This window comes from Streptomyces sp. 3MP-14 (assembly GCF_006334905.2).
In the GTDB taxonomy this organism is placed as follows: domain Bacteria; phylum Actinomycetota; class Actinomycetes; order Streptomycetales; family Streptomycetaceae; genus Streptomyces; species Streptomyces triticirhizae.
In genome coordinates, this window is sequence record NZ_VDLZ02000009.1 from 287,188 (window position 1) to 300,923 (window position 13,736).

General features: G+C 73.2%; 12 protein-coding genes. 4 read left to right on the top strand and 8 right to left on the bottom strand.

Translation table 11 applies throughout. The features are described from left to right. Positions 1-4: 4 nt before the first annotated feature. The 4 genes from FH609_RS17320 to FH609_RS17335 all read right to left on the bottom strand — a co-directional run bounded on the left by FH609_RS17320 (position 5) and on the right by FH609_RS17335 (position 4,538). Entirely contained in the window at positions 5-847 is an 843-nt protein-coding gene (locus FH609_RS17320) for a hypothetical protein (RefSeq protein ID WP_139668501.1), read from the bottom strand. 21 nt (positions 848-868) lie between these two features. Then, complete coding sequence (locus FH609_RS17325) at positions 869-2,506, bottom strand: ABC transporter substrate-binding protein (RefSeq protein WP_139668503.1); 1,638 nt, start codon at positions 2,504-2,506, stop codon at positions 869-871. Between the two features lie 182 nt (positions 2,507-2,688). Then, positions 2,689-2,991 (bottom strand): carboxypeptidase-like regulatory domain-containing protein, encoded by a 303-nt coding sequence (locus FH609_RS17330; RefSeq protein WP_139668505.1) that lies wholly within the window; start codon positions 2,989-2,991, stop codon positions 2,689-2,691. Between the two features lie 179 nt (positions 2,992-3,170). Beyond that, positions 3,171-4,538, bottom strand: coding sequence for a metallophosphoesterase (locus FH609_RS17335; RefSeq protein ID WP_139668508.1), 1,368 nt, complete (start codon positions 4,536-4,538; stop codon positions 3,171-3,173). Between the two features lie 243 nt (positions 4,539-4,781). Here FH609_RS17335 and FH609_RS17340 point away from each other — a divergent pair, with 243 nt between their 5' ends. Continuing rightward, positions 4,782-6,014: a D-alanyl-D-alanine carboxypeptidase family protein gene (locus FH609_RS17340; protein WP_226961751.1), complete on the top strand. Its 1,233-nt coding sequence runs from the start codon at positions 4,782-4,784 to the stop codon at positions 6,012-6,014. Here FH609_RS17340 and FH609_RS17345 read toward each other — a convergent pair. The 3 genes from FH609_RS17345 to trpS all read right to left on the bottom strand — a co-directional run bounded on the left by FH609_RS17345 (position 5,902) and on the right by trpS (position 8,783). Continuing rightward, positions 5,902-6,840 (bottom strand): YihY/virulence factor BrkB family protein, encoded by a 939-nt coding sequence (locus FH609_RS17345; protein WP_139668510.1) that lies wholly within the window; start codon positions 6,838-6,840, stop codon positions 5,902-5,904. The genes FH609_RS17340 and FH609_RS17345 overlap by 113 nt on opposite strands. A 172-nt stretch (positions 6,841-7,012) precedes the next feature. Further along, a complete protein-coding gene (locus FH609_RS17350) occupies positions 7,013-7,606 on the bottom strand; it encodes a 2'-5' RNA ligase family protein (RefSeq protein ID WP_139668592.1) in 594 nt (197 codons plus the stop codon). A gap of 160 nt (positions 7,607-7,766) precedes the next feature. Continuing rightward, complete coding sequence (gene trpS / locus FH609_RS17355) at positions 7,767-8,783, bottom strand: tryptophan--tRNA ligase (protein WP_139668512.1); 1,017 nt, start codon at positions 8,781-8,783, stop codon at positions 7,767-7,769. 173 nt (positions 8,784-8,956) lie between these two features. Here trpS and rocD point away from each other — a divergent pair, with 173 nt between their 5' ends. From rocD to FH609_RS17370, 3 genes are all read left to right on the top strand, one after another. Further along, positions 8,957-10,237 (top strand): ornithine--oxo-acid transaminase, encoded by a 1,281-nt coding sequence (gene rocD / locus FH609_RS17360; protein ID WP_139668514.1) that lies wholly within the window; start codon positions 8,957-8,959, stop codon positions 10,235-10,237. 238 nt (positions 10,238-10,475) lie between these two features. After that, positions 10,476-11,465 carry a malate dehydrogenase gene (locus tag FH609_RS17365; RefSeq protein ID WP_139668516.1) on the top strand — a complete coding sequence of 330 codons (990 nt, stop codon included), beginning with the start codon at positions 10,476-10,478 and terminating at the stop codon, positions 11,463-11,465. 140 nt (positions 11,466-11,605) lie between these two features. Further along, complete coding sequence (locus FH609_RS17370; protein WP_139668518.1) at positions 11,606-12,514, top strand: glycine betaine ABC transporter substrate-binding protein; 909 nt, start codon at positions 11,606-11,608, stop codon at positions 12,512-12,514. A 63-nt stretch (positions 12,515-12,577) separates the two neighbouring features. On the opposite strand, the gene FH609_RS17375 is transcribed toward FH609_RS17370, so the two are convergent. After that, the gene (locus FH609_RS17375; protein ID WP_139668519.1) at positions 12,578-13,135 is read right to left on the bottom strand and encodes a hypothetical protein; all 558 of its coding nucleotides are present in this window, start codon (positions 13,133-13,135) and stop codon (positions 12,578-12,580) included. Positions 13,136-13,736: the final 601 nt, after the last annotated feature.

The window sequence follows — 13,736 nt, forward strand, 5'->3', positions numbered from 1 at the left end:
CCGCTCAGCCCTCGGCGGCCGGCCCCCGCGACCGCTCCTCGAACGGCGTGCACAGCTCGTCCACCAGCAGGCGCCGCGACTCGGCCGGGTCGCGGACGAGTTCGGGCCGGAGCCGGTCGCGCCAGAACTCGGCGGCGCGCGGCAGGTTCCGGTCCAGCGAACGGCGCAGTATCCGCTTGGCGACCAGCAGCGGCACCGCGACCACCGGCCGCAGCACGCCCCGGCCCCTGGCGTTGACCAGCACCTCCACCTCCCAGGCACCGCCGGCCGCCGGGCGGGGCGTCACCCCGAACTCGCCGCCGACCAGCGAGTGCCGCACCCGCACCCGCAGCGGCGCGCGCCCGGCGGTGCCGGCAGCCGAGGCGTACCAGCGGGCGACGTCCAGCTCGGCCTGGAGGGTGAACCACCGCAGCCAACGCCGCCGTTGCCGCCCCGGCCGGGAGACGGAGCCGTCGACCCGCAGCGTCGCCCGCTCGGGCCGCTCCACGCCGCGCAGCCTGAGGTCGGCGGCCAGCCGGGGGCTGGGCCCCGGGCCGAGCCGCTGGCCGTCCACCCGCAGCGCGACGCCGCCCGCCCGGTCCCACTCGACGAGCGTGACCCGGGGCGCGATGGCGTCCTTCGCCAGCGGGGCCGCCGTCTCCTCGTCCCTGCCGTAGACGGCGCCGGGGCTGGCGTGTTCGCCGGCGACCAGCGCCACGCCCTGGACGGCCCTGCCGTCCTCGGCGCGCAGCCGGTGCCCCTCGGCGCGCAGGCTCTCCCAGACGTCGAAGGGCACAGCGACCGCCCGGGTCAGCTCGTCGCGGCTGAGGGTCGGGTCCAGGATGAGGGTGTGCTTGAGTCGTGCCATGGGCGCATCCTGCCGCACGGATCAGATTCGGCGAAGCTCCCAGAGCCGCCAGACGCCGCTCCCCGACACCAGGTGCTGCACGCCGGTGATCTCCTCGCGGCTGATGGTGAACCGCTTCTCCTGCCAGATCGGAATGATCGGGGCGTCCTCGGCGGCCAGTTCGTGGATGGCGAGGAACGTGTCGGCCGCCAGCGCGCGGTTGGACACGGCCTGCGCCTCGGCGATCAGCTGGTCGATCCGCTCGTCGGAGAAGCCGGTGCCCATGCCGTCGCCCGGGCCGAGGATGCCGTCGGTGAACGTCGCCGGGTCGGGGAAGTCCGGCCGCCAGCCGATCAGATACGCGTCGTAGTCCCGCGTCGAGTAGACGCCGGGGATGAACTCGTCCCACTCGTAGTGGGTGACCTCCACCTCGAAGAGGCCGTCCTCCTCCAGCTGCCGCTCGATCTCGGCAGCCTCCTCGTGGTTGGCGGCGCCCCGCGAGTAGGCGATCCCGAACGGCAGCGGCACCGGCAGCCCGGCGTTGACCATGCGCTGGCGCAGCACCTCGGGGTCCTGCTCGCGGTACTGGTCGAAGAACGGCGTGCCGTGGCCGGTGTAGCCGACCGGGATCAGCGAGTAGAGCGGCTCGACGGTGCCCTGCTGCACCTGGCTGGCGAGGGAGTCACGGTCCAGCAGCGCGGCGACGGTCTGCCGGGCGACCTGGGAGGCCATCGGCATTCCCTCGTCCGTGTTGAACGCCATCACGCGGATGGAGCCGGCCGTGTTCTCGGTGACGGGCCGCTCGGGGTCGCTGCGGTTGACGGCCGACATCACCTGGGGCGGCATCTTGCCGTCGTTGACGTCGAGTTCGCCGTTCTCCCAGGCGGCGGCGAGCTGCTCCTCGGCCGACTGCTCCTCGTCGCCGTAGAAGTAGCGCACGGTGACGGGGGACTCGGGCGGCTCGTTGGCGCCCCGGTACTCCGGGTTGGGCACCAGCTCGGCGGACTCGCCCTCGTTCCACGACTCCAGCAGGAACGGTCCCGAGCCGTCCACCTGCCAGTCGTCGCGCAGCTCCAGCATCTCGTAGTTCTCCCGGTCCACGATGGCGCCGGGGCTGGCGGCGACCACGAACGGGAAGGTGGCGTCGGAGTGTTCCAGCTCGAAGATGATGTCCCGGCCGTCGACGCGGACCGCGACGAGGTTGGCCAGCAGGGCCGAGGGCCCCGCGTAGGAGAACTTCTCGTCCTCCGGGATGGAGTCGTCGGCGGCCTCCTCCTCGGCGCGTTCGGCCATCGCCTGGATGCGCTCGTAGGAGAACTTGACGTCCTCGGGGGTGATCGCCCGCCCGTTGCTGAACGTCAGGTCGTCCCTGAGGGTGCAGCGGTAGACCGTCAGTTCGTTGTCGGTGAAGCCGCAGCTCTCGGCGGCGTCGGGCACCGGCTGCTCCCGGCCGTGCTCGAAGGTGAGCAACGACTGGTAGAGGTTGCTCATCAGCGCCATGGCCGAGGCGTCGTAGGCGCCGGCCGGGTCCACCATGGTGGGCGTGGAGGTGGTGCCGACCACGATCGGGTCCTCCGTCTCGTCCGTGGACCGCAACAGCGCCCACCCGCCGATCGCACCGGCGACCAGCGCCAGGGCCACCGCGATGCCTATGACCCCTTTGGCCCGGATACGTCGCACTCCCCGCGCCCCTTCTCAGAAAGACCAGTAGCGAGGCCCCAGATAACCACAGGCCACCAGGGTCATCAGCAGGCAGGGGGCAACGGACCGGCCACACTTCGGATGGTGGCCGGGCTGCTACCTGGAGCGAGCCGCCACCCGCCGCTCCTGACGGGTCCTCACCCGGGCCCTCACCCGGGTCCTCACTCGGTCACGGCGCCGGGCACGTCGATCATGAACTCGACCTCGACGGGCCGCCCGCCGTCCAACCTGATCTCCACGCTCTGCTCACCCAACTGCGGGGAGAACGCCGCCAACACGTAGTCGCCCACGTCAGGGGCGCGCACCTCGAAGGCGCCGTCCGCGCCGCTGCGGGCCTTGTCCAGACTCCTGCCGCCGTCAACGGCGGAGAGGGTCACCACCGCGCGGGGCAGCGCCACGCCCAGCGAGTCCCGCACCCACCCCCTGACGACGAGTTCCTCCCCCGTCCCTGCCAGCTCCGTCATGCCGATCTTTCCTCCAACACCGCGCGCTCCGTGTCCATCACGCTGTCAGTTTGTTCCCCCAGCGTTATCAAGGACACCAACGGCCGTCGAATAGTTGACGCGTCGGGCCCGGCTGACACGAAAACCGGACACTCTCCGGGTCACCCCTAGGGGGACGCCCGGGGAGCCGTTCCGGCCGGTCAGGCCTGCCGCGAGGCCAGTTCGACGACGGTGATGTCCGGGTCGGCGCCGATCCGCACCGGCGGGCCGTAGGCGCCGGCGCCCCGACTCACGTACAGCTGGGTGTCCCCGTACCGCTCCAGGCCCGCCAGGGTCGGGTTGGCCAGCGCGGCGACATAGGTGATGGGCCACATCTGCCCGCCGTGGGTGTGGCCGGAGAGCTGGAGGTCCACGCCGTGGTCCACCGCCTCGTGGATCATCACCGGCTGGTGGGCCATCAGCACCGAGGCCCGCTCCGGGTCCCGGTCGCCGAGCGCCGCCTCGTAGTCGGGCCCCCCGAACTCGGTGCCCTCGCCGTCCACGTCGTTGACCCCGGCCAGGTCGAGGAACGGCAGCTCGCGCCGCTCGTTGACCAGCGGGGTGACGCCCAACTCCCGCACGTGGTCGATCCATTCGGCGGTCTCCACGTAGTACTCGTGGTTGCCGGTCACGAAGAACGCGCCGTCCCGCGAACGCAGGTCGGCCAGCGGGGCGACGGCCGAGCGCAGGTCGTCGACCTCGGCGTCCACCAGGTCGCCCACGATCGCGATGGCGTCGGGCTGGACCTCGTTGATCGCGTTGACCACCCGGCGGCAGTGGGCGCCGCCCAGCACCGGGCCCAGGTGGATGTCGCTGACCACCGCGATCCGGTAGCCGTGGCCGCCCCGGGGCAGCCGGGCCAGCGGCACCGTGACGCGTTTCACCCGCAGCCGGCGGGCGTTGACGGTGCCGTAGCCGACGGTGCCGGCGGCCAGCAGCCCGGCGCCGACGGCTATCGAGCGGGAGACCAGCAGCCGGCGGCTCAGCTCGCCGGAGCCGGGGCCCTCGTCCGCGTCGCCCCCGACGGGCGCCTCGGGACCGGCAGGCCCGTCGGGCCCGGCGGGCTCGGCCGGCGGGCCGGCCGGTGCCGGCGCCGCCCCGCCGGCGGCGACGCCCGCCGGCACCGGCTCGGCCACGGCCAGCTCCTCCTCGACCGGCGCGGCCGCCGGCTCGGGCTCCGGCGCGGCCGGCCCTTCGGCCGCGCCGCGCCGCCGCCCCCGGCGCAGCAGCGCGAAGCGCACCACCTCGCCGACCAGCAGCGCCAGCAGCAGATAGAGCAGCGTGGCCATCCACAGGAAGCCGGGCCAGGCCAGCACCCGGTGCGCGGCGAACGGCAGCCCCAGCTGCCCGCCGCCGGCGGCCGCCACCATCAGCAGGGCCAGCGCCCCCAGGGCCCAGCCGCCGAGCCGCCGGTAGCGGCTCCCCGGCCTGGTCACGTCCCGCACCAGGCGGCGCCACAGGTACCAGTGGACGCCGCCCAGCACCGTGCAGGCCACCAGAGCCATGACCACAGCGGCCACGACGGTCATCACAAGCGTTCCCTCCCGAAAGGCGGTGGACCTCGAAGCGAGGGACCCTCACGGTCCGCACACCAGTCCGCGTTCAAGTATGGGCGACCGGTCGGATCGCCCACGACGGCCGCCGCCGGCCCGCGCCCCCGCGCGTTCACCGGTTTGCGCCGCTCCGCTGGCACGGACGCCGGGCGACAGCGATAGGTTCAGCGTGTGCCGTTCAATCGTTCGTCCTCTTGTCGGATCTCCGTTCGTGCGGCGGTGCTTGGGTTACTGACCCCGGCGCTGCTGATCCCCTCCCTGGCCTCGGCCGAGGACCCGCCCGCCGGGGGCGAGGCCGTCGGCGGAGCCGAGCTGGCCGGCTCGGGAACGGCCGTGCGCCTCGCCGACGGGGCGCCCGAGCTGCCCGACGAGCTGACCGCGAAGTCCTGGATCGTGGCGGACGCCGAGACCGGCGAGGTGTTCGCGGCGCACGCCGCGCACCGCAGGCTGCCGCCGGCCAGCACCATCAAGATGCTCTTCGCCGACACCGTGCTGCCCAAGCTGGACCGGGAGGCGACCTACCGGGCCGAGCCGGAGCACTTCACCGAGCTGGGCGCCGGCTCCAGCGCGGTCGGCGTCGCCGACGGCCACACCTACACCGTCGAGGACCTGTGGCGCGGCGTCTTCCTCGCCTCGGGCAACGACGCGGTGTACGCGCTGACCGCGATGAACGGCGGCAAGGAGGCCACCGTCGCGGAGATGAACGAACGGGCCGCCGACCTCCAGGCGTTGGACACCCAGGTGGTCAACCCGGACGGCTACGACGCGGACGGCCAGCTGTCCTCCGCCTACGACCTGACGCTCTTCGCCCGCGCCGGCCTCCAGCACGAGGACTTCCGCGAGTATGCCGCCACCGCCTCGGCGGACTTCCCCGGGGAGGGCGAGGGCGAGGACCGGGAGACCTACGAGATCCAGAACACCAACCGGCTGCTGGTCGGCGCCCCCGGGCTCGACCCCTACCCCGGGATCGCCGGCGTCAAGAACGGCTACACCTCCGAGGCCGGCTACACGTTCACCGGGGTCGCCGAACGCGACGACCGGGTGCTGCTGGTGACGGTGATGGACCCCTCGGACGACGACAACCTCGCCGTCTACCGGGAGGCCGCCGCGCTGCTCGACTGGGGCTTCGCGGCCGCCGATCTGGTGGAGCCGGTGGGCGAACTGGTCAGGCCGCTGAGCGAGTCGCCGCCCGAGGACGCCGAAGGCGACGACGCCGATTCGGCCGGGTCGGCCGGCTCGGACGGCTCGGACGGCAAGAACGCCGACGAGGCGGCGCAGGCCGGCGCGGCCGGGGCGGCGGGCGACGCGGACTCGGCGAGCGGTCCGCTGGTGCTCACGATCACGGCCGGCGGTCTGGCGGTGCTGGCGGTGGCGGCGTATGTGTTCCACCGTCGTCATCCGCTGCCGGTGTCGCTTCCAACGCGTCGGCGTCGGGACGGTCCCGCGGACTGACGGCGGTCGCGGTCCAGGCGCAACACCACAGCAGGAGCTTGGCGACCATGTTGATCCACAGCAGCAGCGCCACCGGCACCCCGAAGGCGCCGTAGACGGTGCGGCCGGCGACCTCGGTCAGATAGCCGCCGAGCAGCAGCTTCAGCAGCTCCATGCCGACCGCGCCCAGCAGACAGGCCGCCACGGTGGCGTGGCGCGGCGGGCGGACGCCGGGCAGCCAGACCAGGACGTAGAGCAGCAGCAGGAAGGTCACGCCGATCGCGACCGCGTAGGCGCCCAGCTGCACCAGCCAGGTCAGGCCGTCCAACTCCCGGCCGGCGAGGTGCAACAGGGACTGGCCGAGCGCCGAGACGCCCAGCGAGACCAGGGTGACCGCGCCGAGCCCGGCCAGCACCCCGACGTCCTTGGCGCGGCGCAGCACCACGTTGTCCTCGGGGTCGGCCAGGTCCCAGACGGCGCGCAGACAGCCGCGCAGCGCGTCGATCCAGGCGGCGCCGGTGGGCAGCACCAGCAGCAGCGAGACCAGGCCGATGGTGCCGGCGTGGTCGAAGAGGGCGCCGAGGTCGAGCTGTTCGGAGATGCCGGGCACCTGGTCGGCCAGCCAGGACTCGATGTCGTCCAGCCGACGGTCGTCGAGCAGCAGGCCGCTGACGGCGGCCGTGAGGCCGAGCACGGGGAAGAGCGCGACAAAGCTGGTGAACGTGATGGCGGCGGCCAGCCGGCTCCAGTGCCGCCCGTCGAGGTGCTGGTAGATCCGCCAGATCCGGCTCCGCAGGAACCAGTCCACGGCCGGGCCCACCCAGGGGAGCCGTCTCAGCCGTTCCATCCGACCTCCCTCGCCCGCGCCGCCGCGTTCCGCCGCGACCCTATGCGCGCCTGCCCGCGCCCAGGGCCCACGACACCGGCGCGGGCGCCGGCGTGCACGGGCGAACGTGCGCCCCGGCGTGCTTGGCGGCACCGGGCGCCGGCGCGAGCGATGGCGGAACGGGCGCCCCGGCTCAGGCGACGCGGGGCGCGGGGTCCAGCAGGGGCGCGGCCGTCCCCGGCCCGGCGGGCGCCCGACTGGCCGGGGCCGCGAAGCGGAACTCCCGCCGCAGCGCCCACACCCCGGCCGCGTCCTGCTCGTAGAGCGCGAAGCCGGCCACCTCCCAGGCCGCCTCGTAGCCGGCCAGCTCGGCGCTGGCCCGGTCCATCGCCTCCTCGGCGATGCCGTGCGCGACCGTGACATGCGGGTGGTAGGGGAACAGCAGCTCGCGGGCGAGCGGCCCGGCCGGGTCGCGCACCCGCTCCTGGAGCCAGCCGCAGGCGGCGGCGCCCTCCACCACCCGCACGAAGACCACGGGCGACAGCGGCCGGAAGGTGCCGGTGCCGCACAGCCGCATCGGGAACGGGCGCCCGGCGGCGGCGATGGCCGCGAGGTGGTCCTCGATCGCCGGCCGGTCGTCCGGGTCGACCTCGGTGGGCGGCAGCAGCGTCACATGGGTGGGGATGCCGGCGGCCGCGGCGTCGCCGAAGCCGAGCCGACAGCGCTGTAGCCGGCTGCCGTGCGGCTCCGGGACCGCGATGGACACACCGAGCGTCACCGTCCCCACCATCCGACTCCCTCCAACTCGTGCCGGTCGACTCGTGAGCCTGTTCCCCCGCCAGTGTGCAGCCTCGCCGCGCCCGCGCGAACGGTGCGGCCCATCCGTTGTCCCGAAACCGGGCGGGGCCCCGAAACCCGGCGGGGCCCCGGGGAGCGGCGCGCGGCCGTCAGACGGGCAGCCCCGGCAGGAAGCCGACCGCCTCGTGGACCCGGGTCAGGGTCTCGGCGGCGACCGGCCGCGCCTTCTCGGCGCCGGTGGCCAGCACCCGGTCCAGCTCGGCCGGGTCGTCGAGGAACTCCCTGGTCCTGGCCTGGATCGGGGTCACCCACTCGGTGAACAGCTCGGCCAGCTCCGTCTTGAGCGGGCCGTAGAGCTGGCCGTCGAACTTCTCCTCCAGCTCGGCGACGCTCAACCCGGACAGCGCGCTGTAGATGGTGAGCAGATTGCTGAGCCCCGGCTTGTTCTCCGGGTCGTAGCGCACCTCGGTGCCGGTGTCGGTCACGGCCGAGCGGAACTTCTTCGCCGAGGTCTTCGGCGGGTCCAGCATCCAGACGATGCCCTTGGGCGACGAGCTGGACTTGCTCATCTTGCTGAGCGGGTCCTGGAGGTCCTGGACCTTGGCGGCCTCCTTGAGGATGTGGGCGCTGGGCAGCCGGAACAGCTGCCCGTACCGGCCGTTGACCCGCTGCGCCAGGTCCCGGGTCAGCTCGACGTGCTGCCGCTGGTCGCCGCCGACCGGCACCTGGTCGGTCTGGTAGAGCAGGATGTCGGCGGCCATCAGCGTCGGGTAGGTGAAGAGGCCGACGGTGGTGCCCTCGACGCCCTGCTTGGCCGACTTGTCCTTGAACTGCGTCATCCGGGACGCCTCGCCGAAGCCCGTCACGCAGTTGAGCACCCAGGCCAGCTGCGTGTGCTCGGGCACATGGCTCTGCACGAAGAGGGTGCAGCGCTCCGGGTCGAGCCCGGCGCCCAGCAGCTGCGCGGCGGCCAGCCGGGTGGCCTCGCGCAGCGCCTTCGGGTCCTGCGGAACGGTGATGGCGTGCAGGTCCACGACGGAGTAGAAGGCGTCGTGGGACTCCTGGAGCGGAATCCACTGCCGCACGGCGCCCAGGTAGTTGCCCAGGTGGAAGGAGCCTGCGGTCGGCTGGATACCGGAGAAGACGCGTGGACGATCGGTGGCCATGCCCGCCATTCTCTCAGGTCCGCCAACCGGGTAACGGCCCCCGGCCGGCACCCGCGAACGGCCCGGCGGAGCACCGCATTCCGAACGGTCGCGTGGGGATTCTTCCCATAGCGGACGTGAACCGCTACAAGTCGATGCGAAGGCACCACCCCCGCCAGAGATCGGATGTCGCCATGAGCGTTCCAGAGAGCCTCGCCGCGAACCCGGCGCAGCTCGCGACGGACCCCGCCGCCCTGATCGCCTCGGCCGAAGCGCACGGCGCGCACAACTACCACCCCCTGCCGGTCGTCATCGCCTCCGCGCGCGGCGCCTGGGTGACGGACGTGACCGGCCGCCGGTACCTGGACCTGCTGGCCGGCTACTCGGCGCTCAACTTCGGCCATGGTCACCCCCGGCTGATCGCCGAGGCCAGGGCCCAGCTGACCCGGCTCACGCTGACCTCGCGCGCCTTCCACCACGAGCGGTTCGCCCCGTTCGTCAGCCAGCTGGCCGCGCTGTGCGGGATGGACATGGTGCTGCCGATGAACACCGGCGCCGAGGCGGTGGAGACCGCGATCAAGACGGCCCGCAAGTGGGGCTACCGGGTGCGCGGGGTGCCCGAGGGGAAGGCGCGGATCGTCGTCGCCGCCAACAACTTCCACGGCAGGACCACGACGCTGGTCGGCTTCTCCACCGACCCGGACGCCTACCGCGACCACGGCCCGTTCACGCCCGGGTTCACGGTGGTGCCGTTCGGCGACCTGGCCGCGATGGAGGCGGCTCTTGATGGCGGCGGCGACGGCGGCCCCGACGGGGACGAGGGAACGGTCGTCGCGGTGCTGCTGGAGCCGATCCAGGGCGAGGCCGGGGTGATCGTCCCGCCGCCCGGCTATCTGCCCGGGGTGCGGCGACTGACCGCCGAGCGCGGGGTGTTGCTGATGGCCGACGAGATCCAGTCCGGGCTTGGCCGCACCGGGCGGACGTTCGCCTGTGAGCACGAGGGCGTGGTGCCCGACGTCTACATCCTGGGGAAGGCGCTGGGCGGCGGGGTGCTGCCGGTCTCGGCGGTGGTCTCGTCGGCCGAGGTGCTGGGCGTGCAGCGGCCGGGCGAGCACGGCTCGACGTTCGGCGGCAACCCGCTGGCCTGCGCGGTCGGCCTTGAGGTCGTCACCATGCTGCGGGAGGGCGAGATCCAGGCGCGGGCGGCCCGGCTGGGCGAGCGGCTCCACGACGAGCTGGCCAAGCTGGTCGAGCTGGGCGCGCTGACCGAGGTGCGCGGCCGTGGGCTGTGGGCGGGGCTCGACCTGGCGCCTGGCCTGGGCAGCGGCCGGGACGTGGCGCTGCGGCTGCTGGAGCGGGGGCTGTTGGTGAAGGACACCCACGGCGCGACGCTGCGGATCGCTCCGCCGCTGGTGATCGAGGAGGAGGACCTGGCGTGGGCGCTGGCCCAGCTCCGCGAGGTGCTGCTCGGCTAGGGCACGTTCCCGCCGCGTTCGTTCGGGGTGGTCGGGAACGGGGTCCGCCGCCCGGCGGCGGGCCCCCGACCCCCGGCGCCCGCCGCCCCGGGACTACGCTGACGGACGTATCTTGATGGCGAGATATGGCGAGAAAGCGCGCGGGGACTCCCGCCCACCGTGGGAGTTCCCGGCCACGTCGGACGAGTAACCTGGCCGAGGACCCGGCCGCCTCATCTCACATACCGGAAGGTCCCAGATGCCCCGCACCCCCGTCACCGTCACCGTCACCGGCGCCGCCGGCCAGATCGGCTACGCGCTGCTCTTCCGGATCGCCTCTGGCCAGCTCCTCGGGCCCGATGTGCCCGTGCGGCTGCGCCTGTTGGAGATCAGCCCGGCGCTGGCCGCCGCCGAGGGCACGGCCATGGAGCTGGACGACTGCGCGTTCCCGCTGCTGACCGGCGTCGACATCACCGACGACGCCAACGTCGCGTTCGACGGCACCAGCGTCGCGCTGCTGGTCGGCGCCCGCCCGCGCACCAAGGGCATGGAGCGGGGCGACCTGCTGGAGGCCAACGGTGGCATCTTCAAGCCGCAGGGCCGGGCGATCAACGACCACGCCGCCGACGACGTGCGGGTCCTCGTCGTGGGGAACCCGGCCAACACCAACGCGCTGATCGCGCAGGCCGCCGCCCCCGACGTGCCGGCCGAGCGGTTCACCGCGATGACCCGCCTCGACCACAACCGGGCGCTCTCCCAGCTCGCGAAGAAGACCGGAGCGCCGGTCTCCGAGATCCGCCGGCTCACCATCTGGGGCAACCACTCCGCCACCCAGTACCCGGACATCTTCCACGCCGAGGTCGCCGGGAAGAACGCGGCCGAGGCGATCGGCGACGAGGGCTGGCTGGCCGACGAGTTCATCCCGACCGTGGCCAAGCGCGGCGCCGCCATCATCGAGGCCAGGGGCGCCTCGTCGGCCGCCTCCGCCGCCAACGCGGCCGTGGACCACGTGTACACCTGGGTCAACGGCACCCCCGAGGGCGACTGGACCTCGATGGCCATCCCGTCCGACGGCTCCTACGGCGTGCCCGAGGGCCTGATCTCCTCGTTCCCCGTCACCTGCGCCGGCGGCTCGTACCGGATCGTGCCGGACCTCGCGGTCAACGACTTCTCCCGGGTGCGGATCGACGCCTCGGTGCGCGAGCTGTCGGAGGAGCGCGAGGCGGTTCGCGCGCTCGGCCTCATCTGAGTCGCACGATTCGACCGTTGTTCCCCCACGTCTCATGACGCGTCTGTGGCCCCACACCCGCTGTTGGGGCCACACTGCGTAGGCACGAAGAAGTAGGCGCGAACCCCGCTCCGGCCCACCCGAAGGAAGAGCCACCGCCGATGCCCCGCATCTCCCCCCGGATACGCCGCCTGGCGCCGCACCGTCTGCTGGCGGGGCTCGGCGCGCTGGGCCTGGTGTTCTCCAGCGCCTGCGACCTGCCGGGCGAGCTGCTCGGGGCCCAGGAACGGGAGCCGGTCCGGATAGCGGTGACCGACTGGCCCGGCGCGCGGGCCAACGCGGCGGTGGTGGCGTATCTGCTGGAGGAGGAGCTGGGCGTCCCGGTGGAGAAGGTGGAGACCGAACCGGCCGCCTCCTGGGCCGAGTTGGGCGCCGGCGACACCCAGGTGCTGCTGGAGGACTGGGGCGGGCTGCCGGACCAGACCCGGCTGCACGTGGAGCAGCGGGGCGACGTGGTGGCGGCCGGGGAGCTGGGGATCTCCGGGCATGTGGGCTGGTACATACCCGGGGAGTTCGCCGAGGCGCACCCGGAGGTGCTCAACTGGCGGAACCTCAACGACTTCGCCGAGCAGCTCGGCGGCCGGATACTCCAGGCCGACCCGGGCTTCGCCACCAGGGACGCGACGATCATCGACGAGCTGGGCCTGGACCTCACGCCGGTCGCCGCCGGCAGCGAGGACGCGCTGGTCGACGAGATCCACCAGGCCGGCTCCCGGGGCACCCCGCTGCTGGCGTACTTCTGGCAGCCGCACTGGCTGGCCACCAAGGTCGAGCTGGCCGAGGTCGAACTCCCCGACTACTACCCGACGATCCCGCTGCGGAAGTACCTCAACGCCGAGTTCGCCGAGGAGGGCGGCGAGGTCGTCGACTTCCTCCGGGCGTTCTCCTGGTCGGAGCGGGACCAGAACGCGGTCGCCGAGCTGATCGCCGGCCAGGGCCTGACGCCCAGGGCCGCCGCCGAGCGCTGGGTGGAGGACAACCCGGACACCGTGGCCGCCTGGTTCAACTGACGCCCGGCGCACGGCCGTCGCGGCCCGGCCGGCCGGTGGGAGGCCGGAGGGCGACGGGCCGTCTCAGAGCTTGCCCCCGACCAGGACCGTTCGGTGGCCCTCCAGCGCGCGGGCGAAGCGTTCGAGGAAGTCGGGGCGGAACTCGGGCCAGTTCCAGAACTCGAAGCCCACCCAGGCGAACGCGAAGTAGTTGTCGGACCAGGCCCACGCGGTCAGGTCGCCGGTCCTGCCGCACCCCGAACACGCGACGGCGGCCCGGCCCGTGTCGTCCCAGGTTTCGATGGCGTCCCGGAAGGGCTCCCAGGCCGTGTCCGCGCTCAGGTCGACCGGGACGGCACAGTGCGGGCACATGGCCCACCACGGCTCGCCCTGCCCGGCGTTGAAAACGGTGCGCCCCGCGATGACCTTGAGCCCGTCACTCGGCTTCCAGCCGTCCTCGACGACCGCCTCCCCCCACCGGGGACCTGGCGCGTGACCCAACGGCGCGCCCAGCACGCAGTCGGTCAACTCCGCCGCCACGATCCCCTCCCCGACCAGCCACGCCAGGCCGGCGTCGGCAACGGCCCGAGCACCCGACTCGGTGGCATCCAGATCGACAACAGTCTGAAAATAGTCGCCCATGAGCACGAGCCTAGCCATCCACCACGAGGCGACGGCGCGGGGTGGTGGGTGGTGCGGGGTTTGTCTGCGGGCCGGTGGCCGGTGCGGGGCAGCCCGACTGGTCGTGGGTGAACATCGAGACTCCGAGGTTCGGTTGAGGCTCTGGCGCGGACCACGACGCTGGGCCTAGATGGCGCACGTTCGGCCGGGTGCGGGCGTAACGAATGACCGTGATGGGCTGGCTGGGAAGGGGGGCGCGGCTTTCGGGGGGTGGAGTTCGTTGCCGCCAGGGGTGGTCGGGAATGGCGGTGCGTGCCTTCCGGGCGCAGGGACCGCGCCGAGTTCGAGGGCCGGCCGGCGGCTGGGGGCGTGCGTGGCGCGCACCGGCTTCGCCGGCCTGCCCCGGCATGTCGCCCGTCTCGGACATGACCGATCGTCGGACGACTGAAAGGGGACGGCCCGCCGCCTCACCCCTGCTGGCAGGACGGGGCGTTTGGTCAACGACCACGCTGCCGCGCGAACATCGCCTGCCGGTGGGGTAGTCCGCGCCTTGTCGGCTTCCGGGCAGGGGGGTGGGGGTCTCTTTCTGTAGGTGCCCGTCTAGAGTTGAACGATCTGTTCA